The organism is Streptomyces sp. DSM 120436 (assembly GCF_055778765.1).
The window spans coordinates 1164835-1191615 of record NZ_JBSKBS010000001.1 but is presented as its reverse complement, the minus strand read 5'-3'; the positions used below and the strand labels follow the sequence as shown (position 1 = coordinate 1191615).

Below are 26781 nucleotides of genomic sequence, written 5' to 3'. Positions count from 1 at the left end.
GGCGACCGGGGCGGAGGCCGGCTGCTCCGGGCCCTGGTGCCGCTGGGCGCCCTGCTGGTCCTCCTCCTCGCCGGCGCGGCCCCGGCGAGCGCCCACGCGGCCCTGCGCGCCAGCGACCCGGAGGAGGGGAGCGTCGTCAGGACGGCGCCCACCCACATCACCCTGACGTTCACCGAGTCCGTGGGCCTGCTCGAGGACTCCTTCCGGGTCTACGGCCCCGACAACCGCCGCGTGCCCCTGGAGGAGCCCCGGCACGCGGCCGGCGCCGCCGACACCGCCCGCGCCGCGCTCCCCCCGGACCTCGACGAGGGCACGTACACCGTGGCGTGGCGCGTGGTCTCGGCGGACAGCCACCCCGTCTCCGGCGCCTTCACCTTCTCCCTCGGCAGGCCGTCCCCCACCCCGCCCCCGGCCCCCGAGGACCACGCCGAACACCCGGTCACCAAGAGCCTCTACGACACCGGCCGCTACCTCGCCTACCTCGCGGCCGCGCTGCTCATCGGCACGGCGGCCTTCGCGGCACTGTGCCGCCCGCCGGACACGGGCCCGCTGCGGGCGCCGCTGCTGTTCGGCTGGTGGACCCTGCTGGTGACGACGGCCGCGCTGCTCGTCCTGCGCGCCCCCTACGAGAAGGGCACGTCCCCGGCGACCGCGCTGGACCTCTCGTCGTTCCCCGACACGCTCACCGCCCGCCCCGGCCTGGCCCTCCTCACCCGTCTGGCCCTCCTCCTGACAGCCGCCCTGCTCCTCCCCGTCCTCCGCCGCCGCTCCCCGCGCACCCGCGTGACGGCGGGCGCGGCCCTCTCCCTCGCCCTGGCCCTGACCTGGGCGTCGGCCGAACACGCCTCGGCCGGCATCCAGGTCCCGGTCGCCATGACCTCGTCGGTGCTGCACCTGCTGGCCATGGCGTGCTGGCTCGGCGGCCTGGCGGCCCTCCTGCTCACGCTCCACCGCGCGAAGACCCCGGCGCCGCACGGCACGGTGGCCCGCTTCTCCCGCCTGGCGTTCACGTCGGTGACGGTCCTCGTCGTCACCGGCGTCTACCAGTCCTGGCGCGGCCTCGGCTCCTGGTCCGCCCTCACGGAGACGGCGTACGGCCGCACCCTCACCGTGAAGCTGGCCGCGACGGTGTTCCTGCTGCTCGCGGCGGCCCTGTCCCGCCGCTGGACGACCCTGTCGGCACGGCCGGCGGCGGTCGGGGAACGCGTACCCGAACCGGCGGGCGCGCCCGGCCCGTCCCCCGAGCCGGGGACCACGACCGTGACGGCCGGACCGGAAGCCCTCCACCGCCGCGCCCTGCGCCGCTCCGTCCTCGCGGAGGTGGTGGTGGCGGTGGCCGTCCTGCTGGTCACCACGGTGCTGACCGGCACCCTGCCCTCCAGGGCGCAGGCGGAGGCCGCGAAGGCGCCCGAGCCGCAGGTGGCGGGCCTGCCCGGCGCGGAGGCGTTCACGGTCCCCTACGACACGGGGACGCCCGGCGGCAGCGGCACGGTCCAGGTGACGATGGACCCGGGCCGGGTCGGCGAGAACGGCCTCCAGGCGGTGGTCTTCGGCCCCCAGGGCGCCCTGACCTTCGTCCCCGAACTCCGCGTCACCTTCACCCTCCCGTCCGAGGACGTCGGCCCCATCGACGCGAAGCTCACCGACCGGGGCGGCTACTGGGCCACCAACGACCTCACCCTCCCCCTGGAGGGCACCTGGACGATGAGACTGACGGTCCGCGTCTCGGACATCGACCAGGTGACGGAGGCGCGGGGGGTGCGGATCACGCGGTGACGGGGCGGCAGGCGGTCCGGGCGAGAGGCCGACGAACGGGCGCAGGGCCTCAGACCGATGGCCGAGGGGGCCGAGGAGGCCGAGGAGGCCGAGTGGTTCCGAGGGCCCGGGGAGGCTCGGGAAGGACGAGCGGCGCGGTGTGCTGCGCACCCTGGCGCACTTCTGCGGTCAGGTCCGCGACCGCGCGAGCATCGCGGGGCCCGGCGTCCGCCCCACTCACACCGGCGGTGATGCTCAGCGAGTGGCGCTTCCGGCCCATGAGCTCACGGTCCTTCGGTCTGCTCATCTCCCTTTCCGCCCTCGGACGCCCGCGGGCGCGAGCCGCACCGCACGGACGCACGCGTGGCGCGACCCGCCCTGACCGGAAGGGCGCAGCGGTCGGCCCCGCCGTGGAGTCCGCCACGAGCGGGGCCGACTGCTCCGGACTGCCGGCGCCCGGCGGTCAGGCGGCCCGGTAGGCCGTCAGCCAGGCGCGTATCTCGTCCGCGTCCATGCGGTCGAGCAGGCCGTTGATCTCCTGGACCAGTTTCGTGTCGCCGTTCTTCTGCGCCGTGCCGAGGAGGGTGAAGAGCGCGACCCGGTCGTCCTCGGCCTGGGCGAGCGGGTAGCCGGTCTCCAGCCACTCGCGGAGTTCCTCGGGAACGTTGCGGTCGAGGAGAGCGTTGATCTCCTTGATCACCCGCTTGTCGCCGTTCTGCTGTGCCGTGTGCAGGATCCTGGCGATGGCGACCCGGTCGTCCTCGGCCTGGGCGAGCGGGTAGCCGGTCTCCAGCCACTCGCGGAGTTCCTCGGGAACGTTGCGGTCGAGGAGAGCGTTGATCTCCGCGATGACCCGCTTGTCGCCGTTCTGCTGTGCCGTGTGCAGGATCCTGGCGATGGCGACCCGGTCGTCCTCGGCCTGGGCGAGCGGGTAGCCGGTCTCCAGCCACTCGCGGAGTTCCTCGGGAACGTTGCGGTCGAGGAGAGCGTTGATCTCCGCGATGACCCGCTTGTCGCCGTTCTGCTGTGCCGTGTGCAGGATCCTGGCGATGGCGACCCGGTCGTCCTCGGCCTGGGCGAGCCGGTGGCCGGTCCTCAGGAAGGCGCGCATGTCGTCGACGGTGCCGTCGAGGGCCCGGGTGGCTGCCTCGGTGACGCCCCTGCCGCTGTCCTCGTCCGTCAGGATCGCGTTGATCGCGGCACGCAGCTCGTCCTCCGACATCTCGTCCACCGGAGTCTCGGACGAGACCGTCGCGGTCGTCGCGGTCGTCGCGGTGGCAGGTGCGGCCGCCGGGCCGGCGAAGGCCGGGGTGGTGAGAAGGAGGGCCGGGGCCAGGGCCGTGGCCACGACGAGCAAACCTGCGCGGTGCTGTCTCACGAATGTGCCTCCTGTTCGAGTGCGGACACCGTGATCATCGCTGAGAGCGCCGCCGGTCTCACTGCCGGAACCGGGCAGTTTTCCGCGCGTGCTGCTTGCCGCCCCGCACACGTTCTCCGCATGCCCGTCCGGGAGTTCGCGGGTGATCGGGGGAGCGCTGACCACTGATCGGGGGTCTCCTCCGCGCACAGGCTCCGGCCCCGCTCCGGCGGAGTGGACCCCCGGTGACGGTGTCGAGCGGCTCCGGTCTCACTCGAGCACGGGGCTCATGACGCTCTGGATGCGGGAGAGGGTGAAGACGCGTTCGTCGTCGCGCAGGTGGCACCAGGCTTCGAGGTAGGGCGGGTCGAGCATGAGGCTGCTGAGGGTGCGTACGGTCCTGTTCCCCGAGGCGGCGACGTACTCGACGGTGAGGGGTTCACCGGTGTCGATGGCATGGGCGAGCTGACGGACGTCGCTGTACGGCAGGTGCTTCGCGTACCCCGCGACGATCTCCTCGGTGTCCGTGGCGAAGGCCGGTCCTCCGTGGAGCGGCGCGGGTGCGGGAGGCGTCGGCGGGGCCTTCAGCAACTGGGCCGCCAGGGTGCCCGGGTCCACCGCGGCGGCTGCCCTCGCCGCGCCTGGGGCAGCGGCTCGGCCACCGCCCCCCGCGTCCGTGCGGCGCGGAGCCGGCACAGGAGCGGCGGCCCGCTGAGGCCGGGTCCTCTCGATCCGTACCGTGCCTTCGGCGGTCTCGGCGACGGGGGCGTATCCCTCGGCCCGGAGCGCGGCGACCGTCGCATCGAGCGGGCTGCGGCTGACCAGCACCGTCGGCGCCAGCTGCCGTAGCCCCAGCTTGGCGAGCCTGCGGTGGGCGGCGAGTTCCGCCAGGAGCGCGGGCTCGTCGCCGTGGAGGACGCAGGCTGCGGGGGCGACGCGTACGCGTCCGTGGCCCCGTGCGGTGTCGGCGATCAGGTACGACAGCGGCTGCGGCAGCGGCCCGGCGGCGACGGCGGCCAGGTCGGCGGCGATGGCGTCGGGGACACGGCCGGCGTCCAGCGCCCGGCGGATGCTGCCGGCGCTGAACCGCCACACCGATGCCGTGCCGCTGGTCTCCCGGTCCGCCACGGAGTCCAGGAGCGAGGCCAGCCGCGCGGACGGTGTGCCGGTGACGACGGCGGTGAGGTCGGCGCCGATCCGTGCCGTCGCGGTGGCCGAGGGCAGCAGCCGCCGGCACTCGATGTCCACTCCCTCCGGGTCGTCGGCCCCCAGGTGGATGCCGAAGGCGGAGAGGGCGCCGCGCGCGAGTACGCCGAGGATCTCGGCCTCACGGATGACGAGGGCGAACGGTGCCGCGTCCGGGAGCGGTGCGTGGGCGAGCGGGCGGTACCAGGCGATCAGGGGCCCCAGGTCCGACGTGACCGTCGCGCCCTGCCCTGCCGGCAGCTCCGCGGCCGCGGCCAGCAGCCCGTGGCGCGCCCGCAGGCAGGCACGGCAGGGCGGTGCTCCGGCGAGAGCGGGGAGCGCCTTGCCGTCCTCGTCACGCGCCTGCGTCGGGGTGAGCGGCAGGTTCCGCCATGCCTGGAGCAGTACCGAGAACTGCTCCGGGGGTTCCTGCTGGGCCCAGGCGTCGTACGCCTCGGTCGGCGCCACGCGATCACCGTCCGGCCCCAGGAGCCCGGCGGCGTACGCGGTCTCCAGAACAAGGCGCACGACGGCGTCGTCGGCCTGGGCGGCCTTGCCGATCCGGGCCAGTTCACGCGCACCGACCCCGCCGGACTTCAGCCGAACCGGCGCGGTCGCCGAGCAGACCGACAGGACCGAGGCGGCACGGGACGCGAACACCGTGGCCGCGGCGGACGCCTCGCGGTCCACCTCCCGCCGGGTGACGGACGCCGTTGGCACGGCAGGCGGGACGGGGTCGAACGGAGCGTGCCAGCCGGGCCCGCGCAGCGCGAGCGCCACCTCGGCCGGCATACGGACCGGACCGTAGCCGTGACGGTCCTGGATCAGGAGCCCTCGGTCCAGTGCCCACCGGGCGCCCTGTTCGAGGCCGGGACCGGGAGTGTCGAACACGAGGAACCGCGGCTGCTGTTCCGGCCCGTCCCCCGCGTGGCGTTCGAGCAGCTCCCGGGCCGCCGCGGGGGCTTGCGCGACCACCGCGAGAACCTGTTCCGCGGTGCTGTGGTGTTCCACCAGTGCGGCCAGTCGCTGCGCCTTGGCGCCCGGCGGCTTGACGCCCAGCGTCACCAGCATGCCGCGCAGCTCGTCGGAGGTCACGCCGGCGAGCAACTGCTCCAGCGGCGCGTCCAGGCCCAGGGGCGCGTCCCATGCCTGCCGCAGCGGTCCGGCCGTACGGAGCTTCCCCGCGCCGTCCGGCCAGACCAGAGCGTGATCGGCCAGCTCTCCCAGCACGGCGTCCAGTCGGCGGGCGGTCTCGTCGTCCGCCACCCCCAGCAGCCCGGCCAGGGCTTCACGCGACGCGGGCGTTTCCAGCGCCGCCAGCGCCTCGGCCACCTGGAGATGCGGCAACGCGAGCCGGGGCAGGACCAGCGCCACCGACCCGGGGCGCTGAAGACGGTCCGCCAGTTCCCCCAACGACCGTGGCGCCGGCGGGGACATGGCGTCCCTTCGAGCTTCGAGCACGCGTGTCAGACGGGAGCCGTCGAGGCCGCTCAGCCAAGTCGTCAGCGTTGATCGGGACTTCACGCGGTGTGCACCTCGTCGCGCCAGGGAGTGTCGCAGCGGGCCGGAGTCCCGGCACCGGGTTCAAGAATGGCGTACTCCCGTGATCAGCGGGTGTCCTACGGGGCAGGTCGCCCAGCGGGCGCCGGCGGCTCGCGGTTCGCGTCACCCGTCCGACGTGACCTGGCGCTCGGACTTCCCCGACCGTCATCGGGTGACGGCCACCACGTCATCGGGTGACGGCCACCAGCACGGCCACCAGCGCCGGCATCGCCGAAACGCTGCTCACCGCGGTGTGGACCGGCGCCGTCAGGGTGGGGCGCCAGAACACCAGCACACCGGGCGCCGAGGCCAGGAGGAGCGTCAGAACGGCGACCACCACGGCGAGCACGAGCATGGTCAGCGTCATCAAGAACATCCTTCGAGTAGGCGTGCGACCCGCACGCACGAAGCGGAGCGCATGCGCTCCACCCCTTCCGTGGACTGCGGGGTTCCCCGACAGCACGCCGGGCATGAACGCGGTGCGGGTCAGCACCGCAACCCCTGCCGGAGCTGCGCCCTTGTTGGTCAGCCGGACTGCTCCGGAGGGCCTTGCCCCCCGGATGACCAGGCGCGCACCTCTCAGGCCGGCGTCCTTCCGCGTCCGGATGCGGCGTGCCTGCGCCGGGGTCGGCCATGCTCCAGCCGTCGTCGGTGACAGGCGGGCGCGAGGGAGCCCGCCGGGCGCGGAGAAGATCGCTCCGCGTGCGTCGAGTCCGTCCGGACGGGCACGGGCGGGACCGAGCGAGACCAGAACTGTGACCGGCCGGGAAGGGACCGTTCGGGCGCCGACCGGGGAAAGGCGGCGCCAGGCGTCAGACACGGCCGTAGAGGGCCGCCAGGTCGATCAGCCGGACATCGGCCCCGGCCTCGGCAACGGCGTGTGCCTTGTCGTCGGACCCTGCTCCGCTGAAGCAGATGAGCCGGGTGCTGCTCGTGTCGTAGCGTCCGGCCTGGGTGACGAGATCGCGGATGTGCCGGAGGCGATCGATGCGGGCCATGCCCGTGGCGTCGTCCCACTTGGCCTCACCGATGGGCAGGAGCGGAGGTTCTCCGCCGTCGGCGACGCCGATCACCGCCACGTCGGCCTCATGGCCGATGCGGGCCTTGGGACCGTGGACCACGCCGTGCCCGACGCGGGCGGGCAGGCCACCCAGGAGGTCGGGGTCGGCGTGGTGGAGGGCCCATGCGCGACAGACCTGTTCGAGACGAGGTCCGAGGACGTCGCTGACGAAGCGCCGGCGGCTGGCCTGCCAGACCCGTGGCGCGCTGCCGGGACGTTCGAGCTGGTCCCGGACCGGGCGCATGATCGCGTGGCAGAAGCCGATCAGCGGCTCGGCGATGCGGTACGTGGGCCGGTTGTCGCGGAACACGTCGGCGTCACGGTGCAGCAGTCCCGCGTCCTCGAGGACGTTGATGGGGTGCGCGATGTCAGTGGCCTTGCGTCCCAATAGCCGGCCATGCCCCCCGCGGGTGGTGTTTCCGTCGGCCACGGCGCCCAGAACGGACAGGTACAGGGAGGTGTCGCGGGGACCGGGTTCTTCGGCGAGCAGGTAGCGGGCCTCGCGGAGGAGGGGGTCTCGGGCTTGAGACCGGTACGGACGACCCAGCCGTCGAAGTCGTCCGGTCCTGCGGGGGCGCCTCCGCGCGCGAACTCGCGCCGGTAGGCGGGTGTGCCGCCCACGGTCGCGTTCACCTTCAGCGCCGGGCGAAGGTCGGCAATGCCCCAGAACTCGGCGGCCAGGCGGTGGTCGAGCGGACGGACGGCCAACTCCAGCCCGGCCCGTCCGCGCAGCGGGGCGCTGCCCGACAGCAGCCGCCCCAGGAAGGAGAGCGCCGAGCCGCACAGCAGCAGCCTGGTTCGGGAGCCGGTGCGTTGGTCACGCAGCGGTCGCAGCGCCTCCTGGAGGATCGAGGGCAGCTCCGGGTCGGCCTTGGCGAGGCAGGGAAACTCGTCGATCACGACCGGGACGGGCCGCTCGGAACCGAGGGCGAGCAGCGCGTCGACGGCTTCCGCCCAGTCGGTGAAGTGGAACGGACTGGCAGGGCGGACGTGGGCGGTCAGCGCGCTGCTGATGCGTCGCAGCGACTCGGCGTCGGCGGCTTCGGTCGCACCGAAGGAGAACCCTCCGGAAGCCCGGCAGGCAGCGTCCAGCAGGAACGTCTTCCCCTGGCGGAGCCGCCCGGAGACCACGCCGAGGGTCGCGCCCGGCTGCGCATCGGTGAGGAACCGCCTCAGCGCCGACCACTCGTGGTCCCGGTCGAACATCTCAGCAGGCTTGTCCACGGCTTCTCCGGAGAGAGAAGCACGCTTCCGTGCAACACACCTCTGTCTCCGTACGACGGATGGGGACGACCTGGCGGCCACCGGGTCGCACAACGTCGAAGGGCCCCACCGCAAGCGGTGGGGCCCTTCGACATCGTGCCCGGTGAGGCACTGGCGGAGGATACGAGATTCGAACTCGTGAGGGGTTGCCCCCAACACGCTTTCCAAGCGTGCGCCCTAGGCCTCTAGGCGAATCCTCCGCCGGAAACATTACATGACCGAGAGGAGTGCTCGCGAACTCGTTCCCGCCCCGGGTGATGAGGTAGCCTCTGCGTAGCCCCTCACGCGGCGCTATCTGACTGAACTCCCCCAGGGCCGGAAGGCAGCAAGGGTAGGTTGGCTCTGGCGGGTGCGTGGGGGGCGCTTGCGTTCCCCGGCGGCCGGTCCGGTTGTCGGTGCGCGCCTATAACCTCGTAGGCGTGTCGTCTCTCGCGCTGTACCGCCGCTACCGACCCGAGTCCTTCGCCGAGGTCATCGGGCAGGAGCATGTCACCGACCCGCTGCAGCAGGCGCTGCGGAACAACCGGGTCAATCACGCGTACCTCTTCAGCGGACCCCGCGGCTGCGGCAAGACGACCAGCGCGCGGATCCTCGCGCGGTGCCTGAACTGCGAGCAGGGACCCACCCCGACCCCGTGCGGCACCTGCCAGTCCTGCCGCGACCTCGCGCGCAACGGCCCCGGCTCGATCGACGTCATCGAGATCGACGCCGCGTCCCACGGCGGTGTGGACGACGCCCGTGACCTGCGGGAGAAGGCGTTCTTCGGGCCCGCGTCCAGCCGCTACAAGATCTACATCATCGACGAGGCCCACATGGTCACGTCGGCCGGTTTCAACGCTCTGCTCAAGGTCGTCGAGGAGCCGCCGGAGCACCTGAAGTTCATCTTCGCGACCACCGAGCCCGAGAAGGTCCTCGGGACCATCCGCTCCCGGACGCACCACTACCCGTTCCGGCTGGTGCCGCCCGGCACCCTGCGCGAGTACCTCGGCGAGGTGTGCCAGAAGGAGGGCATCGCCGTCGAGGAGGGCGTGCTGCCGCTGGTGGTGCGGGCCGGCGCCGGTTCCGTGCGTGACTCGATGTCCGTCATGGACCAGCTGCTCGCCGGTGCGGGGGAGGAGGGCGTGACGTACGCCATGGCCACCTCCCTGCTGGGGTACACGGACGGTTCGCTGCTCGACTCCGTCGTCGAGGCGTTCGCGACCGGTGACGGCGCGGCCGCCTTCGAGGTCGTCGACCGGGTGATCGAGGGCGGCAACGACCCGCGCCGGTTCGTCGCCGACCTGCTGGAGCGGCTGCGTGACCTGGTCATCCTCGCCGCCGTCCCCGACGCCGCCGACAAGGGCCTCATCGACGCCCCCGCCGACGTCCTGGAGCGCATGCAGGCGCAGGCCGACACCTTCGGGCCCGCCGAGCTCAGCCGCGCCGCCGACATCGTCAACGAGGGCCTCACCGAGATGCGCGGCGCCACCTCGCCCCGGCTCCAGCTGGAGCTGATCTGCGCGCGCGTCCTGCTGCCCGCCGCGTACGGCGACGAGCGCTCGGTCATGGCCCGGCTGGACCGCATCGAGCGCGGGGTGCAGTTCTCGGCGGGCGGTCCGGCCGCCGGCGCGCCCGCCATGGGGTACGTCCCCGGTCCCGAGGCCCATGGGGCCGGAGCTCCGCCCGTGGGCGCCGTCGAACCCGGCGGTGGTCCCGCCGCGGCCCGCGCGGCCGTACGGGCGCAGGCGCAGGCGACGCCCGCGTCCACGCCTCCTCCGGCCCAGGCTCTGGCTCCGGCGCCGCCCCCTGCCGCTCCGCAGGCTCCCCCGGCGGCCGCCGCACCGGTGCCCGCCCCGTCGGCACCCCCCGCTCCTGCCCCCGGCGCCTGGCCCGCCGCCACCCCCGCCGGCGGCGGCACGGGCGCCGGTACGGGCAGGCGTCCCGGCGGCTGGCCCACGGCCGTCCCGGCGGGCGGCGGCGCCGACCGGACGCAGCCGGCACCGCCCAGCGCCCCCTCGGCACCCCCGCCTCCGCCGACACCTTCGGCGCCCGCCACGCCCCCGAGCGGCGGTCTCGACCCCCGCATGCTCTGGCCGAACATCCTGGAGACGGTCAAGAACCGCCGCCGCTTCACCTGGATCCTGCTCAGCCAGAACGCCCAGGTGACGGGCTTCGACGGCACCACCCTCCAGCTCGGCTTCGTGAACGCGGGCGCCCGGGACAACTTCCTCAGCAGCGGCAGCGAGGACGTGCTGCGTCAGGCGCTGGCCGAGCAGTTCCACGTGCAGTGGAAGATCGAGGCGGTCGTCGACCCGTCCGGCGGTGGCGGCCCGGGAGCGTCCGGCCTGACGGACGGCCCGTCCGGTGGCCGCAGCGGCGGCGGATACGGAGCACCCGGCGGCGGCGGATACGGAGCACCCGGCGGCGGCGACACCCGTCGTCCCCCCGCCCCTCCGGCGGCGGCCCCCACGCCTCCGTCACCCGCCCCCTCGGCGCCCGCCCCGGCCGCCCCGTCCCGGCCGGCCGCCCCGGAGCCGCCCCCTCCGGTGTCGCCCGAGGACGACATCCCGGAGGACGACGACCCCGACCTGGACGAGTCCGCCCTCTCCGGGCAGGAGCTCCTCGTCCGCGAGCTGGGCGCGACGGTCGTCGAGGAGTTCACGAACGAGTAGGGCCCGCCGAGCCCCACGGAGCCACGCGCACAAGCGCCGACGGGCGGCCCGGGTTTTGGAGGAACGCACGACGGCCCCCTCCCCGCCCCTTCGGAAGCCCGCACAAAAGGCGCCCGCCGTCTGCCGTTAGGCTGACCCCGTGAAGGTCCTCGTCATCGGCAGCGGCGCCCGCGAACACGCCCTGTGCCACTCCCTGTCCCTCGACCCCGATGTCACCGCGCTGCACTGCGCGCCCGGCAACGCCGGCATCGCCGAGGTCGCCGAGCTGCACCAGGTCGACGCCCTCGACGGCGCCGCCGTGTCCGCGCTGGCCGTGCGGCTGGGCGCGGACCTCGTGGTGGTCGGCCCCGAGGCGCCGCTCGTCGCCGGTGTCGCCGACGCCGTGCGCGAGGCGGGCATCCCCGTCTTCGGCCCCTCCAAGGAGGCCGCGCGGCTCGAGGGCTCCAAGGCCTTCGCGAAGGACGTCATGGCGGGGGCCGGCGTGCCCACCGCCCGCTCCTACGTGTGCACCACCCCGGCCGAGGCCGACGCGGCCCTCAGCGCGTTCGGCGCCCCGTACGTCGTGAAGGACGACGGGCTCGCGGCCGGCAAGGGCGTCGTCGTGACCGGCGACCTCGAGACGGCCCGTGCGCACGCGGCCGGCTGTGAGCGCGTCGTCGTCGAGGAGTACCTCGACGGTCCCGAGGTCTCCCTCTTCGCGATCACCGACGGCGAGACCGTCGTGCCCCTCCAGCCCGCCCAGGACTTCAAGCGCGCCCTGGACGGCGACGAGGGCCCGAACACCGGCGGCATGGGGGCGTACTCCCCGCTGCCGTGGGCCGACCCCACACTGGTCGACGAGGTTGTCGAGACCGTGCTGCAGCCGACCGTGGACGAGATGCGCCGCCGCGGCACGCCGTTCTCCGGCCTGCTCTACGCCGGTCTGGCGATCACCTCGCGCGGGGTCCGCGTGATCGAGTTCAACGCCCGGTTCGGCGACCCCGAGACCCAGGTGGTGCTGGCCCGGCTGAAGACGCCCCTGGCCGGGCTGCTGATGGCCGCCGCCACCGGCAACCTCGCCCACCTGGAGCCGATCCGCTGGAGCGACGACGCCGCGGTCACCGTGGTCGTCGCCTCGCACAACTACCCCGGCGCCCCGCGCACCGGCGACCCGATCACCGGCCTCGACGAGGTCGCCGCCCAGGACGCCCCGCACGCGTACGTCCTGCACGCCGGGACCCGGCGCGAGGGCGACACGGTCGTCAGCGCGGGCGGGCGCGTGCTGTCCGTGACGGCGACCGGCAAGGACCTCACCGAGGCCCGCGACCGCGCCTACCGGGCCGTGGCCCGCATCAAGCTCGACGGCTCCCAGCACCGTACGGACATCGCGCGGAAGGCGGCACAGGACGCGTAACCAGGGCGAGTGAGCAGCGCGCGGTCCCCGCGAGGGGCCAGGTCGCCCCAGTCGCGCCCTCACCCGCCCCACAGGCCCCGGATCCCCCAGGATCCGGGGCCTGACCCTTGCCGTCCGTCGACCACCTTTCCCCAGAGCCATTCCATCGAGTGAGCGATGTGCCATCCGGCTGACGGGGGCCGGGGCCCCAACTAGGGTGCCGCGCAAGCGTTCCGGCACTTGGCCCATCGGCATTGCGATGTCAGTGGCGGGTGCCACAGTGGGGGGCATGGGCAAGCCAGGACTGCGTCAGGCGCCGGGAGGGGGGTGAGGGCGGGCCATGACCGTGAGCGGAGCGGGGACGGAGACGGGCGCCCGAGGTGCTCAGGGCGCGCGGGCCCGTGCGCTGGCCGTGCTGCGCGTCCGCAGCCGTGCGCTGGCCGTGGCGCTGCTGCCGGCCGCCGCCGCGGTGATCCTGCTCGCCGGCGGTTCCACGGGCCATCTGCCGGGCCCCGGCTGGGACCTCGCCCGCCGCGTCCTCACGCCGCTCGCCGCGCTCGTGCTGCTGCTCGCCGCCGGTGTCGCCCTGGTCGTCGCCCGCGCCCGGCCCGCCGTCAGCCCCACCGTGCCGATCGCCGAGGAGGCGGCCCCGGACCTGTACCGGATGGTGCGGGACCTCGCCGACCGCCTCGGCGTTCCCGCGCCGTCCGCCATAGCGCTCACCCCGGACTGCGACAGCTGGCTGGAGGACCGCACTCACTCCGCGCACGGACCCCCGCCGCCCGAGGAGCACGCGGGCCGGGCCGCGCGCCGCGCGCCCGCCGCGCCCGTGCTGGTCATCGGCTCGCCGTTCCTGTGGTGGATGCGGGTGGCCGAGCTGCGCGCCCTGCTCGCCCCGGTCGTCGCCGGCACGGGGCCGTCGGCGCACCCGGACATAGCCGCCGCCCGGCGCTTCGTGCGGGGCCTGGACGCCGCGGTCGCCGTGACGTCGGCGCCGGACCGCGGGCCGGTCTCCCGCGCGGTGTTCGCCGGGGTCGGCTGGGTGGCCCGCCTGCTGCTGCGCGGCAGCCGGGTGCACGCCGCCGAGATGGAGCGCGGGGTCGCCGCCGCGGCGGCCGAGCGTGCCAAGGCCGTGGACTACGGGCTGCGGATCGTCGCCCAGGAGCAGGTCGGTCTGGCCTACGCGGGCTGGGACCGGCTGCTGACCCGGGTGGCGCTGCCCGCCTGGCGGATGGGCCGCTGGCCCGCCCGGCTCAACGCGGGCGTGGTCGCCGCCCTCACCGAGCTGTCCCGGAGGGACCGGCTGGCCGAGGGGTTCGCCTCGCGCCTCGGGGAGCGTCCGGCCTGCGACCTCCTGGAGGAGCCCGGCGCGGTCGACGAGGCCACCTCCCTGCTCGCCGCCCGCCTCTTCCACGGCGGTCCCGCGGAGACCGGCCCCGCCTGGGCGCCGGTCCACTGGGGCGACTACCCGGAGGAGGTCGTCGACCGCAAGTGGCGTGCCGACGCCGCCCGCCTGCACCGGATGCTCGACGGGCTCCGCGTCCCGCCCGCGGACGAGGATCCGCAGGCCCCCGACGGCCCCACCCTCGCCCGCCTCCTGACCCACCTGGCCGCCTCACCGGACCTGCCCCCGGCGCCCGTGCCGGCCGTCGCCCCGGACGAGGACGACCTGGCCGGCGGCACCCCCCACAGCGCCGCTCTCGCCGCGCGCCTCACGGCGGAACTGGCCCGCGAGGAGGCCACCGCGGCCGCCGTCCCCGCCGGTCCGCAGGGCACCGCGGCACCCGATCCCGACCCCCTGCGCGACGACCGCGCGCTGCCCCTCTTCCCGCTCCAGCCGCCCCGCGCCGGACGGGAACTGCTCGCCGACCACATCACGGCGATGGTCTGCTGCGCGGCGATGGACACCGTGGGCGCCACGCCCGGTCTCGACTGGCTCGACGGGCCCACCCTCCTCGTCGGCGGCGCCCGCGCCACCGACCTGCCGCCCCAGGTGCTGACCCTCATCGAGGACGGCGACCCCTCGGGCCTGCGGAAGTGGCTCACCCGTCAGGGCATACGCCCCGAGAAGCCCGTACGCCTCGTCTGAGCCGTAGCCGTAGCCGTAGCCGTAGCCGTAGCCGTAGCCGCGACCGCCGCGACCGCCGCGACCGCCGCGACCGCCGCGACCGCCGCGACCGCCGCGACCGCCGCGGGCTCCGCCCTGTCGGAGCCACCCGCCCCGCCCGGAGTACATTCCTCCACTTCAGCGCACCCGCGACGAACGGTGACGGCGCACGTGCGGATTGTGATGTGCTGGGGCCGTCCACGCTCAGGGGAGGGAGAACGATCATGCGACCGGAGCGGGTCCGCCACGCGACGACGGGGTCACCGGCACCCGACCGCAGCGACCCCTTCGCACCCGTCGCCCTCCCGTGGCAGCGCCCCTCCGGCAACGACACCGGTGCCGCCCGCGAGGGCCGCATCGAAGGCTTCGCCGCCGCCTCCGCCGTGGCCCCCGGCGACTCGATCGACTTCCACGTGACCGTCGACCCGCCCCGGCCGTTCCGCGTCAGCGTCCACCGCATCGGCCACTACGACGGCCGGGGCGCCGCCGAGATGACCACCGGCCCCCGTCTCCACGGCACGGCGCAGCTCCCGCCGCTCACCGCCGGACGCACCGTCTCCTGCCACCACTGGTGGCGGTCCTGGCGGCTGCCGGTCCCCTCGTACTGGAGCGTCGGCGCATACGTCGCCGTGCTCGCCACGGAGGACGGGCGGCACCGCGCGCACGTCCCGTTCACCGTGCGCGACGACCGCGCGGCCGACCTGCTGCTGGTGCTGCCGGACATCACCTGGCAGGCGTACAACCCGTACCCGGCGGCGGACGGCCGCACCGGCGCGAGCCTCGCCCCCGCCCCGGACGGGCACGACGCGGCCGACCCGGTCACCACCGTCACCTTCGACCGCCCCTACGCCTGCGACGGGCTCCCGCCGCAGGCCGGGCACGCCTACGACGTGATCCGCTGGGCGGAGCGCCACGGCTACGACCTCGCCTACGCCACCGCCAGCGACCTGCACGCCGGCCGTGTCGACCCGGCCCGCCACCGGGGCCTGGTCTTCCCCGGCCCGGACGAGTACTGGACGGCGGAGATGCGCACGGCCGCGGAGGACGCCCGTGACCACGGCACCTCGCTGGTGTTCCTCTCCGCCCGCACCCTGCACCGGCAGGTCGAGCTGGCCCCCGCCCCTTCCGGCCCCGACCGGCTGCTGACCTGCGGGAGACGCCGGGGCCGGGACGGACCCGCGCTGTGGCGGGAGAACGACCGGGCGGAGCAGCACCTGCTCGGCATCCAGTACGCCGGTCCGGTCCCGGAGCCGAGCCCGCTGATCGTCCGCAACGCCGGCCACTGGCTGTGGGAGGCGACCGGCGCGCACGAGGGCGACGCCCTCGACGGCATGGTCGCGGGCGGGGCCGACCGCTACCACCCGCGCACCCCGCTGCCCGGCCACGACGAGCGGATCCTGCTCGCGCACTCCCCGTACGACGACCGGCAGGGCGTCCGGCGCCACCAGGAGACCTCCCTGTACCGCGCGCCGTCCGGCGCCTGGGTCTTCGCCTCGGGCACGCTCGCCTGGTCCCCGGCCCTCGACCGGCCGGGGCACGCCGATCCCCGGATCCAGCGGGCCACCGCCAACCTGCTCGACCGCGTCCGCGAACGCGCCTGACGGGGCGCGGGAGCCCCCCGCCCGCCGGACCCGCCCGCACCACCCCGACCGCCGTCCCGCCCGCACATACGGAAGAATCGACGTACCGTCCGGCCCTCTCCGCCACCGCCCTCCGGGAGCTTTCGCGGGAGCCGGGAGCGCCGCGGGCGTCCCTTCTGTTCAACCACGCGGAGGAACCGTGTCCGGATTCGTCGACAAGCCCGAGCCGATGCAGGTTCCGGGCCTGGTGCACCTGCACACCGGCAAGGTGCGCGAGCTGTACCGGAACGAGGCGGGCGACCTCGTGATGGTCGCCAGCGACCGCATCTCCGCCTACGACTGGGTGCTGCCCACCGAGATCCCGGACAAGGGCCGGGTGCTCACCCAGCTCTCCCTGTGGTGGTTCGACCAGCTCGCCGACCTGCTCCCCAACCATGTGCTGAGCACGGACCTCCCGGACGGCGCCCCCGCGGACTGGGCGGGCCGCACCCTGGTCTGCAAGTCGCTGGACATGGTCCCGGTGGAGTGCGTGGCCCGCGGCTACCTCACCGGCTCGGGCCTCGTCGAGTACGACGAGAGCCGGACCGTCTGCGGACTGGCGCTGCCCGAGGGCCTGGTCGACGGCTCCGAGCTGCCCGCCCCCATCTTCACCCCGGCCACCAAGGCCGCCGTCGGCGAGCACGACGAGAACGTCTCCTACGAGGAGGTCGCCCGCCAGGTCGGCGCGGACACCGCGGCGCAGCTGCGCCAGGCCACCCTCGCCGCCTACTCCCGCGCCCGCGACATCGCCCGGGACCGGGGCATCATCCTCGCGGACACCAAGTTCGAGTTCGGTTTCGACGGGGACGGCCTGGTCCTCGCGGACGAGGTGCTCACCCCGGACTCGTCCCGTTTCTGGCCGGCCGAGCAGTGGGAGCCGGGGCGTGCGCAGCCCTCGTACGACAAGCAGTTCGTCCGTGACTGGCTGACCTCGGCCGAGTCGGGCTGGGACCGTGAGAGCGAGCAGCCCCCGCCGCCGCTGCCGCAGCAGGTCGTGGACGCCACCCGTGCGAAATACGTGGAGGCGTACGAGCGCCTGACGGGCACCACCTGGAGCTGAACGCGGGCCGGGGGGCCGGGGCGTGTCCCCGGCCCCCGGGCACTCGCCCATGACGAAGGCCCCGGTCATCGACCGGGGCCTTCGTCCTCTGAGCGAACGACGAGGTTCGAACTCGCGACCTCAACCTTGGCAAGGTTGCGCTCTACCAACTGAGCTACGTTCGCCTGCTGCGCCGTGGCGCGAGCACCACTATACCCAACCTCGCTCCTGGGCGAGACGCACCGCGGTGTGCCGGTTCTCCGCGCCGAGCTTCGAGACGGCGGAGGAGAGGTAGTTCCGCACGGTCCCCTGGGACAGCCGGGCCCGCTCCGCGATCTCCGCGACGGGCGCCCCGTCGGCCGCCAGCTCCAGCACCTCCGCCTCGCGCGCGGTCAGCGGCGAGTCGCCGGCGGCGATCGCGTCGGCGGCCAACTCGGGGTCGACGTAGCGGTTTCCCCCGTGCACGGTGCGGATGATCTCCGCGAGCCGCTGGGCGCTGACGGTCTTGGGGACGAACCCCCGCACCCCCGCCGCGAGCGCCCGCTTGAGGTGCCCCGGACGGCCGTGGCCGGTCACGATCAGCACCTGGCAGTCGGGCAGCTCCGTCCGCAGGGTCGTGGCGACCTTCACACCGTCCGCGCCGGGCATCTGGAGGTCGAGCACGGCGACGTCCGGGGCGTGCGCCCGCGCCATCGCCAGGGCCTCCGGTCCGGACGCGGCCTCGGCGACCACCAGGAGGTCGTCCTCCAGGGACAGCAGGGCGGCCAGCGCCCCGCGGATCAGGTGCTCGTCGTCGGCGAGCAGCAGCCGCACCACGTCGGTCACGACACGACCTCCAGCGCGGGCCGCGAGGTCAGCGGGACCTCCGCGACGAGCCGGAACTCGCCGTCCCCGGCCTCCCCGGCGTCCAGCGTGCCGTCCACCGCGGACAGCCGCTCCCGCAGCCCGGCCAGCCCCGTCCCGCCCGTACGGGACGACCCGTGCGGGGCCGTCGCCCCGTCGTTGCGCACCGTCAGCACCACACGTCCCTCCGGCCTCCGCACCGTGACGGTGCACTTCTTCGCGTCGCCGTGCCGCAGCACGTTGGTGGTCGCCTCCCGCACCACCCAGCCAAGGGCCGACTGCACCTCGGCGGGCAGCCCGCCGGTCTCGCCGCTGACCTCGCAGTCGATCCCGGCCGCCCTCAGCACCCCCCGCGCGCCGCTGAGCTCGGCCTCCAGGTCGGCCCGGCGGTAGCCGCGGACCACTTCCCGCACCTCCCGCTGGGACTCCTGGGCGATGCGCTGCACCTCGATCATCTGCTCGACCGCCTCGGGCCGTTCGCGCCGCGCGAGCTGGACGGCCAGCTCGCTCTTCAGGGCGATCACGGCGAGGTTCCTGCCCATCACGTCGTGCAGGTCCCGGCCGAAGCGCAGCCGCTCCTCGGCGACCGCGAGCCGGGCCCGGGTCTCGCGCGCCTCGTCGAGGGCGTAGACGGCGTTGAGCAGCCAGATGGAGAAGCAGGAGGTGGCGGCGAAGAAGCCGCTCGCGGCCGTCACGAACACGCCCGTGGCCAGCGAGGCGACGGCGGGCACGCCGAGCGGCCAGATCGCCAGGCCCGCGCCGGCACCGAACCCGGCGACGAGCCAGACGACGCGCCGCCGGTCCTTCACGGCGAGGGCCATCATGCCCACGCCGTAGCAGAGCGAGGCGCCGAAGACCGACCCGAGGACGGTGCCGGTGTCCTCCCCGCCGGGGTTGTGCCGGCCGAGGACGACGGCCGTGACCGCGAGCGCGGCGGTCGCGGCGCCGAGCGCCCACAGCAGCCGCAACGGCTGTGGACGCCGGCCGCACGTCCAGTCCAGGGCGCGGGAGGCGGTCATCATGGCCAGCGCGACGTGCCCGGCGACCGGCACCATCAGCAGCAGCGCGGCCCGCGCCTCCAGGCGGCCGAAGGCCGTCACGCCGATCACCGTGGGCTCGGACAGCGCGATGAAATGGAACGACCACCGCGTGTACGTCTCGACCTTCGCGGGTGTGCTCTTGCGCCCCCACCAGCCGCCCGGGCTGCCCATCCGCCGCTCCTGTCCGTACCGATGTCCGCCGCCGCACCCGTCACCGCGGTGCGGCGCGTCCGCCCCCGGCCCGTCCGGCGCCTCAGCGCCGCGGCTCCCAGCGGAACCGCCGCCGTACAGCAAACACCGCCAGCGCGGTCCAGGCCAGCGCCACCGCGAGGGCCCCGAGGGACTCCCCGGCCGAGAGGCCGCCGGTCCAGCCGGCGCGCACCAGGCTGACGACCGGGGTCAGCGGCAGCAGCTCGCAGACGGACGCCAGACGGTCCGGGAACAGCTCCAGCGGGACGAACATCCCGGAGCCGAGCATCGAGACGAACATCAGCGGCATGGGCGTGACCTGGGCGCTCTCGCCGGTCCGGGTCCAGCTCGCGGTGGCGGCGGCGAGCGCCGCGCTCATCACGAGGCCCAGCAGGAGGCCGATCACGGCCAGATGCGGCGCGGAGGGCGCCGACAGGTCGAGCAGCACGGCGCAGCCCGCGATCAGCAGCAGGCACTGCAGCAGCCCGGTGAGCACGGCCGGCAGCGCGGCCCCGGAGAGGATCTCCGCGTCCCGCAGTTCGCCCGTGCGCAGCCGCTTCAGCACCAGTTCCTCGCGCCGGACGACGTAGACGCCGACGAGGGTGGAGTACACGGCGAACAGCAGCGAGAAGCCGACGGCGGCGGGCAGGACGAGCGTGCCGGGGGTGAGCCCGGCCTCCGCGAGGTTCATCTCCTCAGCGGCGGAACGCACGCTGAGCGGCATGATCAGCGGCACGAAGAGCCCGGCGACCAGGGCGCTCCTGTTGCGTCCCAGCAGCGTCAGTTCGGCCCGGGCCAGGGAGGTCATCCGGCCGGCCGGGGTGGTGGTGGTGGTGCTCATGCCGCGTACTCCTCCGTGGTGGCGCCGTTCGCCGCGGGGGCCGAGGCGTCCTTGGCGATGGTGAGGAAGGCCTCCTCCAGGGATGCCGAGCGCACGTCGAGGCGGCGCAGCTCCACGCCCGTGTCGCGCGCCCACACCAGCAGTGCGGTGGCCGAGCGCTGCAGGTCGCGGGTGCGCAGCCGGACGGTGCGGCCCTCCACGGTGTGATCGGTCACGCCCATCCCGTCGAGCGGCGGGAGGTCGCCCAGGTGGTAGCCCTCGGGCAGGTCGAAGGTGATCCGGGACGGCTCGGTCGCGGTGACCTCCGCCGGGGTGCCGGTGACGGCGATCCGCCCGTCGTGCATGATCGCGAGCCGGTCGGCGAGGTTCTCGGCCTCCTCCAGGTAGTGCGTGGTGAGCAGCACCGTGGTGCCGGAGTCGCGCAGGGCGCTCACCAACTCCCACGTGTCGCGGCGGCCTTCGGCGTCGAGGCCGGTGGTCGGCTCGTCGAGGAAGAGCACCTCGGGGTCGCCGAGCAGCGCGAGCGCGAGGTCCAGGCGCCGCCGCTGCCCGCCGGACAGCTGCTTGACCCGGACGTCGGTCTTGGAGCCCAGGCCCACCATCGCCAGCACCTCCCGCTCGGGGCGTGCGCCGCTGACGCAGCCCGCCCACATGCGGGCGGTCTCGGCGACGGTCAGCTCGGAGGGGAAGCCCCCTTCCTGGAGCATCACGCCGGTGCGGTGCCGTACGGCGGCGCGCTCGGTGTACGGGTCGTGGCCGAGGACCCGTATCGCCCCGCCGGCCGGCGGGGCGAGTCCTTCGAGGAGTTCGACGGTGGAGGTCTTGCCGGCCCCGTTGGTGCCCAGCAGGGCGAAGATCTCTCCGCGCCGCACGGTGAAGTCGATCCCGCGCACCGCTTCGAACCCGCCCCCGTAGACGCGTCGCAGGCCCGTGACCTCGATCACGTTCTCAAGTCCGGTCGTTTGCATGCCTCGAGCATCCCGTCCGGGGCGAGGGTCCGGCAGTGCGCCGTGTCATCGCCGGACATGACAAATGTCAGACGGTCTCGCGGGCGGGCGCCTCGGGGCGGGCACGTGAAGTGGCGCGTGAGGCGGACATACGAAAGAACCCCGGTCCGATGGACCGGGGTCTTGTCCCGAGCGGACGACGAGGCTCGAACTCGCGACCTCAACCTTGGCAAGGTTGCGCTCTACCAACTGAGCTACGTCCGCATTGCCTCCGACCGGCTCTCACCGATCGGCGCGGGCACCAGCCTACCTGATCCACGACGGTGGAGGGTACGGCGGTGCAGAGCGGGTGACAGGAATTGCACACTGCGCCTTCCCCCTGGAAGGGGGATGTTCTACTACTGAACTACACCCGCATGTCCTCGGGCCGGGCCTTTCGGCCTCGCCCCTCGGCGTGCTCCAGACTCTAGCTGATCAGCAGGGGGTCTGCGCAAGTCGGCTGTCGAGAGGGGCCGGTGACCGGCCGTCGGCGGGCTCACCCGGCCGGGGCCGGCTCCGTACACGGGTGCGGTTCAGCGGGCCGCGGCGAACGCCTCGTAGACCCGCTTGGGGATGCGACCGCGGGCGGGGACGTCCATCCGGTGCGCCTGCGCCCAGGCGCGCACGGCCGCCGGGTCCGGGGCGACCTCGGTCTGCCGGTAGACCTCGCCGGAGCGGGCGCGCTTGCGGCCGGCGTCCACGTAGGGCTCGAGCGCCTCGCGCAGTCTCCTGGCGTTCGCCTCGTTGAGGTCGATCTCGTACGACGTGCCGTCGAGTCCGAAGGCGATCGTTTCCGCCGCTTCCGAGCCGTCGATGTCGTCGAAGAGAGTGACCACGACCTTCTGCGCCACGAATATCGGTCCCTTCGTGCGGCACCTCTTGCGTCCGGACGTCCGTCATGACGTGCCGGTACGCCCCAGAGATGTCGGCTGTCCGCCTGTGATCGGGCAAAGTATCTGCTAATGACAATTCATTTGTACAGTGCCCGGCAATGCAAGGGGAACCCCGACTAAATCTGTCCGGGTGTCCGGGCGCAATAGCGATGTGCGGAAGAACGCGGATCTTTCCCGGATTTTTTCCGGAAGGCCTCCTCGTGATGCCGAATTGTGACAGTGCTCACGTAGATTCCTACAACTCTACTCGCGTAGAAATTTTGTGCGGGTAGTCTGAAGGAACCTGCTCAGCACCACACACCGGGAGTGCCAGTGGCACGCGTCGTAGTCGACGTCATGCTCAAGCCGGAGATCCTCGACCCCCAGGGCCAGGCGGTGCAGCGCGCACTGCCGCGACTGGGTTTCGAAGGGATCTCGGACGTCCGTCAGGGAAAGCGATTCGAACTGGAAGTTGACGGGCCGGTCGACGAGGCCGCGCTCGCCCGTATCCACGATCTTGCGGAATCCTTCCTCGCCAACACCGTGATCGAGGACTTCACCGTCCGGGTCGAGGAAGTCGCGGAGGCGGCGAAGTGACCGCTCGTATCGGCGTCGTCACTTTCCCGGGCAGCCTCGACGACCGGGACACCCAGCGCGCGATCCGCGTCGCGGGTGCCGAACCCGTCGCCCTCTGGCACAAGGACAAGGACCTCAAGCAGGTCGACGCCGTGGTGCTCTGCGGCGGTTTCAGCTACGGCGACTACCTGCGCGCCGGCGCCATCGCGCGCTTCTCGCCGGTCATGGACACCGTCATCGACCAGGCCAGGGCCGGCCTGCCGGTCCTCGGCATCTGCAACGGCTTCCAGATCCTCACCGAGGCGCACCTGCTCCCCGGCGGCATGCTGGGCAACGACCACCTGCACTTCATCTGCCGCGACCAGAAGCTGCGGGTGGAGAACGCGGACACCGCCTGGACCACCGACTACGCGGCCGGCCAGGAGATCCACATCCCGCTGAAGAACATGGACGGCCGCTACGTCGCCGACCGGTACACGCTGGACGAGCTGGAGGCCGAGGGGCGCGTCGCCTTCCGCTACCTCGACTTCAACCCGAACGGCTCGCTCAACGACATCGCCGGCATCACCAACGAGGCCGGGAACGTCGTCGGTCTCATGCCGCACCCCGAGCACGCCGTCGAACCGCTGATCGGTACGGGCCGTACCGACGGCCTGCCCTTCTTCACGTCGATCCTCAAGAAGCTGGTCAACGCATGAGCAGGACGCCTCTGGACACGGTCGAGCACGCGGCCGCCACCCCCGACGTCGAGCTGCCCTGGGCCGAGCTGGGCCTGAAGAAGGACGAGTACGAGCGGGTGGTGGAGATCCTCGGCCGCCGTCCCACCGGCGCCGAGCTCGCCATGTACTCCGTCATGTGGTCCGAGCACTGCTCGTACAAGTCCTCCAAGGTGCACCTGCGCCAGTTCGGCGAGAAGGCCCCCGAGTCCGACGCGCTGCTCGTCGGCATCGGCGAGAACGCGGGCGTGGTGGACGTCGGCCAGGGCTACGCGGTCACCTTCAAGGTCGAGTCGCACAACCACCCGTCGTACGTCGAGCCCTACCAGGGCGCGGCCACCGGCGTGGGCGGCATCGTGCGCGACATCATCGCGATGGGCGCGCGCCCGGTCGCGGTCGTGGACCCGCTGCGCTTCGGCGCCGCCGACCACCCCGACACCAAGCGCGTGCTGCCCGGCGTGGTCGCCGGCATCGGCGGCTACGGCAACTGCCTGGGCCTGCCCAACATCGGCGGCGAGGTCGTCTTCGACGCCTGCTACCAGGGCAACCCGCTGGTCAACGCGGGCGCGATCGGCGTCATGCGGCACGAGGACATCCACCTCGCGAAGGCGTCAGGCGCGGGCAACAAGGTCATCCTGTACGGCGCCCGCACCGGCGGCGACGGCATCGGCGGCGCGTCGATCCTGGCCTCCGAGACCTTCGACGACGCCAAGCCCTCCAAGCGCCCGGCCGTCCAGGTCGGCGACCCCTTCCAGGAGAAGCTCCTCATCGAGTGCACCCTGGAGGCGTTCCGGGAGAAGCTCGTCGTCGGCATCCAGGACCTCGGCGCGGCCGGCCTGTCCTGCGCCACCTCCGAGCTGGCCTCCAACGGCTCCGGCGGCATGCGCGTCACCCTCGACGACGTGCCCCTGCGCGACTCCACGCTCTCGCCCGAGGAGATCCTCATGAGCGAGTCGCAGGAGCGCATGTGCGCGGTCGTGGAGCCGGAGAAGGTCGACCGGTTCCTCGAGATCTGCGACAAGTGGGACGTCATCGCCACCGTCATCGGCGAGGTGACCGACGGCGACCGCCTGGAGATCTACTGGCACGGCGAGAAGATCGTCGACGTCGACCCGCGCACGGTCGCCCACGACGGGCCGGTCTACGAGCGGCCCTACGCCCGCCCGTCCTGGCAGGACGAGCTGCAGGCGGACGACGCGAACAAGCTGCCCCGGCCGCGGACCGGCGAGGAGCTGAGGGCCCAGGTCCTGAAGCTGGTCGGCTCGCCCAACCAGGCGTCGAAGCAGTGGATCACCCAGCAGTACGACCGCTTCGTGCAGGGCAACACCGTCCTCGCCCAGCCCGAGGACTCCGGGATGATCCGCATCGACGAGGAGTCCGGCCTCGGCGTCGCGATCGCCACCGACGGCAACGGCCGGTACGCCAAGCTCGACCCCTACACGGGCGCGCAGCTCGCCCTCGCCGAGGCCTACCGCAACGTGGCGACGACCGGCGCCAGGCCGCTCGCCGTCTCCGACTGCCTGAACTTCGGCTCCCCGGAGGACCCGGCGGTCATGTGGCAGTTCGCCGAGGCCGTGCGCGGTCTGGCGGACGGCTGCAAGCAGCTCGGCACGCCGGTGACCGGCGGCAACGTCTCGCTCTACAACCAGACGGGCGAGGCCGCCATCCACCCGACGCCGGTGGTCGCCGTCCTCGGCGTCATCGACGACGTGGCCCGCCGCACCCCGGTCGCCTTCCAGGAGGAGGGCCAGCTGCTGTACCTCCTCGGCGACACCCGCGAGGAGTTCGGCGGCTCGGCTTGGTCGCAGGTGGTCCACGACCACCTCGGCGGCCTGCCCCCGCGGGTCGACCTGGAGCGTGAGCGGCTGCTCGGCGAGATCCTGATCTCCGCCTCCCGCGACGGCATGATCGACTCCGCGCACGACCTGTCCGACGGCGGTCTGATCCAGGCGGTCGTCGAGTCGGCCCTGCTCGGCGGCAAGGGCGCGCGTCTGGTGGTGCCCGACGGGCTGGACGCGTTCACCTTCCTGTTCTCCGAGTCGGCCGGCCGCGCGATCGTCGCCGTGCCGCGCTCGGAGGAGGTCCGCTTCAACGACATGTGCGGTGCGCGCGGCCTGCCGGCCACCCGCGTCGGCGTCGTGGACGGCGACACGGTCGAGGTCCAGGGCGAGTTCTCGCTCACCCTGGCCGAACTGCGCGAGACCCACGAGGGGACGATCCCGGCGCTGCTGGCCTGACCCCTCCCGGCCGGTGCACGCCCGGTCCTTCCGAAGCCCCCGCCCCTTCCGGCGGGGGCTTCGTCGTGTCCGGCGTCCACAGATGTGCGTGGACACCCACGGGCCCTTGCACGGCATCACGTAATTACGTAATCTCGAAGGCGTGGAACTGGAAGAGCGCATGACCGAGCTGGAGCGCCGACTGGCGGCGCTCGAAGCGGCCGACCGTACGGCCCCCCGCGTGGGGGAGGGCGACTTCTGGGCCCTGGAAGGGCTCAGGGAGCAGCTCGCCGAGCTGAAGGCGGCCGACGGAGGCGTGCTGTTCACCGGCGCGGTGCGGCTGCCGACCGGCGAGCGGTACGACTGGCAGCACGGCGCGCTCACCTCGGACCTGCTCACCTACGAGTGGCCGGACGCGGCGGAGTCCTTCGCCGCCCTCGGCCACCCGGTCCGGCTCCGGCTGCTCCGCGAGATAACCGGCGGCCGCCGCACCGCCGCCGAACTGGCGGAGCTGGACGACATCGGCACGACCGGGCAGATCTACCACCACCTGCGCCAGCTCACCGCCGCCGGCTGGCTGCACACCACAGGACGGGGCCGCCACGAGGTCCCGGCGGGCCGGGTGGTGCCGCTGCTGGTGGCGCTGGCGGCGGCGCGGCACTGACGCACCGACGAGCACGCGGCACCGACGCACCGACGAGCACGGGGGAAGCATGTCCGCACGCAAACTCGCCAAGACCGCCTACCGCGGGCTCCTCATCACCTTCTTCGCCCTGGTGATCGCCCACGTGACGCTGGACCTCGGCCATCCGGTGTGGTGGGACTTCCTGCCGCTGCTGCTGGCCTACGCCATGGTGGTCGTCGCCAACCGGTGGGGCGGAGCCCCGGACAGCCCTCGCGCCGCCCGGGAGCCCGTCGAGGTCGAGCCCCCGGTCACCGGCCGCTGGATCGCGCTGAACAGCCCCGCGGACCGCACCCCGAGCCACGGCACCCATGCCTACGGCCAGACCTTCGCCATCGACGTCGTCGCCGAGCCCGAGCCGGGCTCCCGTCCCGCGTTCCGCGCGCTGTGGCCGATAGCCCGCCGCAACGGCGACTTCCCCGCCTACGGCGCCCCGCTGCACGCGGTGGGCGACGCCACCGTCGTCCGGGCCACCGACCGGGCGCGCGACCACCTCAGCCGCGGCTCCCTGCCCGCACTGGCGTACCTGATGCTCCTGGAGGCGAACGTCCGGGACCTGCTCGGCGCCGGGAGCATCATCGGCAACCACGTGATCCTCGACCTCGGCGACGGCGCCTACGCGCTCTACGCCCACCTCCGGCGCGGTTCCCTGACCGTCGGCGAGGGCGACCGGGTGCGCGCGGGCCAGGTGATCGCCCAGGTCGGCAACTCGGGCAACTCCACCGAGCCCCACCTGCACTTCCAGCTCATGGACGGACCCGACCCGGACACCGCGCGGGGCATCCCCTTCACCTGGCGCGGCACGGGCGTCCCCCGCACCAAGGAGGTGTTCGAGGTCCCGGCACAGCGGGCCGACGCCCGCGCATAGGC

General features: G+C 73.7%; 19 protein-coding genes, 4 tRNA genes, 1 other RNA gene and 1 pseudogene. 12 read left to right on the top strand and 13 right to left on the bottom strand.

Annotated features, from left to right (window positions below; all coding sequences use genetic code 11):
* The first annotated feature begins 36 nt into the window (after positions 1 to 36).
* On the top strand, positions 37 to 1776 hold the full coding sequence (locus tag ACWH4W_RS05420) for a copper resistance CopC/CopD family protein (protein WP_473077421.1): 1740 nt from the start codon (positions 37 to 39) through the stop codon (positions 1774 to 1776).
* A gap of 442 nt (positions 1777 to 2218) precedes the next feature.
* Here the strand turns inward: ACWH4W_RS05420 and ACWH4W_RS05415 are convergent, their stop codons facing one another.
* From ACWH4W_RS05415 to ACWH4W_RS05395, 5 genes and pseudogenes are all read right to left on the bottom strand, one after another.
* Positions 2219 to 3133 (bottom strand): ALF repeat-containing protein, encoded by a 915-nt coding sequence (locus tag ACWH4W_RS05415; protein ID WP_473074674.1) that lies wholly within the window; start codon positions 3131 to 3133, stop codon positions 2219 to 2221.
* 249 nt (positions 3134 to 3382) lie between these two features.
* Complete coding sequence (locus ACWH4W_RS05410) at positions 3383 to 5821, bottom strand: helicase C-terminal domain-containing protein (protein ID WP_473074673.1); 2439 nt, start codon at positions 5819 to 5821, stop codon at positions 3383 to 3385.
* A gap of 205 nt (positions 5822 to 6026) precedes the next feature.
* The gene (locus tag ACWH4W_RS05405; protein ID WP_473074672.1) at positions 6027 to 6206 is read right to left on the bottom strand and encodes a hypothetical protein; all 180 of its coding nucleotides are present in this window, start codon (positions 6204 to 6206) and stop codon (positions 6027 to 6029) included.
* 445 nt (positions 6207 to 6651) lie between these two features.
* Positions 6652 to 8123 (bottom strand): annotated as a pseudogene (locus tag ACWH4W_RS05400) (AAA family ATPase).
* 151 nt (positions 8124 to 8274) lie between these two features.
* Positions 8275 to 8362 (bottom strand) — tRNA-Ser (locus ACWH4W_RS05395).
* A 72-nt stretch (positions 8363 to 8434) separates the two neighbouring features.
* Between ACWH4W_RS05395 and ffs the strand changes: the two genes are divergently transcribed.
* The 6 genes from ffs (at position 8435) to ACWH4W_RS05365 (ending at position 16971) form a co-directional block, all read left to right on the top strand.
* An RNA gene (gene ffs / locus ACWH4W_RS05390) (signal recognition particle sRNA small type) lies at positions 8435 to 8533 on the top strand.
* 48 nt (positions 8534 to 8581) lie between these two features.
* Entirely contained in the window at positions 8582 to 10813 is a 2232-nt protein-coding gene (locus ACWH4W_RS05385) for a DNA polymerase III subunit gamma and tau (protein ID WP_473074671.1), read from the top strand.
* Positions 10814 to 10952: 139 nt separating this feature from the next.
* Positions 10953 to 12206, top strand: a complete 1254-nt coding sequence (purD, locus tag ACWH4W_RS05380; RefSeq protein ID WP_473074670.1) for a phosphoribosylamine--glycine ligase — start codon at positions 10953 to 10955, stop codon at positions 12204 to 12206.
* Between the two features lie 319 nt (positions 12207 to 12525).
* Positions 12526 to 14274, top strand: a complete 1749-nt coding sequence (locus ACWH4W_RS05375) for a hypothetical protein (protein ID WP_473074669.1) — start codon at positions 12526 to 12528, stop codon at positions 14272 to 14274.
* Between the two features lie 242 nt (positions 14275 to 14516).
* The gene (locus ACWH4W_RS05370) at positions 14517 to 15893 is read left to right on the top strand and encodes a N,N-dimethylformamidase beta subunit family domain-containing protein (RefSeq protein ID WP_473074668.1); all 1377 of its coding nucleotides are present in this window, start codon (positions 14517 to 14519) and stop codon (positions 15891 to 15893) included.
* A gap of 178 nt (positions 15894 to 16071) precedes the next feature.
* Complete coding sequence (locus ACWH4W_RS05365) at positions 16072 to 16971, top strand: phosphoribosylaminoimidazolesuccinocarboxamide synthase (RefSeq protein ID WP_473074667.1); 900 nt, start codon at positions 16072 to 16074, stop codon at positions 16969 to 16971.
* Between the two features lie 91 nt (positions 16972 to 17062).
* On the opposite strand, the gene ACWH4W_RS05360 is transcribed toward ACWH4W_RS05365, so the two are convergent.
* The 8 genes from ACWH4W_RS05360 to ACWH4W_RS05325 all read right to left on the bottom strand — a co-directional run bounded on the left by ACWH4W_RS05360 (position 17063) and on the right by ACWH4W_RS05325 (position 21700).
* A tRNA-Gly gene (locus ACWH4W_RS05360) sits at positions 17063 to 17135 on the bottom strand.
* Positions 17136 to 17160: 25 nt separating this feature from the next.
* Entirely contained in the window at positions 17161 to 17766 is a 606-nt protein-coding gene (locus ACWH4W_RS05355; RefSeq protein ID WP_290002725.1) for a response regulator transcription factor, read from the bottom strand.
* A gap of 5 nt (positions 17767 to 17771) precedes the next feature.
* A complete protein-coding gene (locus ACWH4W_RS05350; protein ID WP_473074666.1) occupies positions 17772 to 19004 on the bottom strand; it encodes a sensor histidine kinase in 1233 nt (410 codons plus the stop codon).
* An 82-nt stretch (positions 19005 to 19086) separates the two neighbouring features.
* Entirely contained in the window at positions 19087 to 19863 is a 777-nt protein-coding gene (locus ACWH4W_RS05345; protein WP_473074665.1) for an ABC transporter permease, read from the bottom strand.
* Positions 19860 to 20831 carry an ABC transporter ATP-binding protein gene (locus tag ACWH4W_RS05340; RefSeq protein WP_473074664.1) on the bottom strand — a complete coding sequence of 324 codons (972 nt, stop codon included), beginning with the start codon at positions 20829 to 20831 and terminating at the stop codon, positions 19860 to 19862. Before ACWH4W_RS05340 ends, ACWH4W_RS05345 begins: the two co-directional genes overlap by 4 nt.
* A gap of 170 nt (positions 20832 to 21001) precedes the next feature.
* Positions 21002 to 21074 (bottom strand) — tRNA-Gly (locus ACWH4W_RS05335).
* An 80-nt stretch (positions 21075 to 21154) separates the two neighbouring features.
* Positions 21155 to 21226 (bottom strand) — tRNA-Gly (locus ACWH4W_RS05330).
* Positions 21227 to 21382: 156 nt separating this feature from the next.
* Positions 21383 to 21700, bottom strand: a complete 318-nt coding sequence (locus tag ACWH4W_RS05325) for a histone-like nucleoid-structuring protein Lsr2 (protein WP_403544820.1) — start codon at positions 21698 to 21700, stop codon at positions 21383 to 21385.
* 354 nt (positions 21701 to 22054) lie between these two features.
* Between ACWH4W_RS05325 and purS the strand changes: the two genes are divergently transcribed.
* The 5 genes from purS (at position 22055) to ACWH4W_RS05300 (ending at position 26779) form a co-directional block, all read left to right on the top strand.
* The gene (gene purS / locus ACWH4W_RS05320; protein WP_006133353.1) at positions 22055 to 22318 is read left to right on the top strand and encodes a phosphoribosylformylglycinamidine synthase subunit PurS; all 264 of its coding nucleotides are present in this window, start codon (positions 22055 to 22057) and stop codon (positions 22316 to 22318) included.
* Positions 22315 to 22995, top strand: coding sequence for a phosphoribosylformylglycinamidine synthase subunit PurQ (purQ, locus tag ACWH4W_RS05315; protein WP_365416412.1), 681 nt, complete (start codon positions 22315 to 22317; stop codon positions 22993 to 22995). The genes purS and purQ overlap by 4 nt, the downstream gene beginning before the upstream one ends.
* Positions 22992 to 25250 (top strand): phosphoribosylformylglycinamidine synthase subunit PurL, encoded by a 2259-nt coding sequence (gene purL / locus ACWH4W_RS05310; protein ID WP_473074663.1) that lies wholly within the window; start codon positions 22992 to 22994, stop codon positions 25248 to 25250. Before purQ ends, purL begins: the two co-directional genes overlap by 4 nt.
* 160 nt (positions 25251 to 25410) lie before the next feature.
* A complete protein-coding gene (locus ACWH4W_RS05305) occupies positions 25411 to 25893 on the top strand; it encodes an ArsR/SmtB family transcription factor (protein WP_473077420.1) in 483 nt (160 codons plus the stop codon).
* Between the two features lie 49 nt (positions 25894 to 25942).
* The gene (locus ACWH4W_RS05300; RefSeq protein ID WP_473074662.1) at positions 25943 to 26779 is read left to right on the top strand and encodes a M23 family metallopeptidase; all 837 of its coding nucleotides are present in this window, start codon (positions 25943 to 25945) and stop codon (positions 26777 to 26779) included.
* The last annotated feature ends 2 nt before the right edge of the window (positions 26780 to 26781 follow it).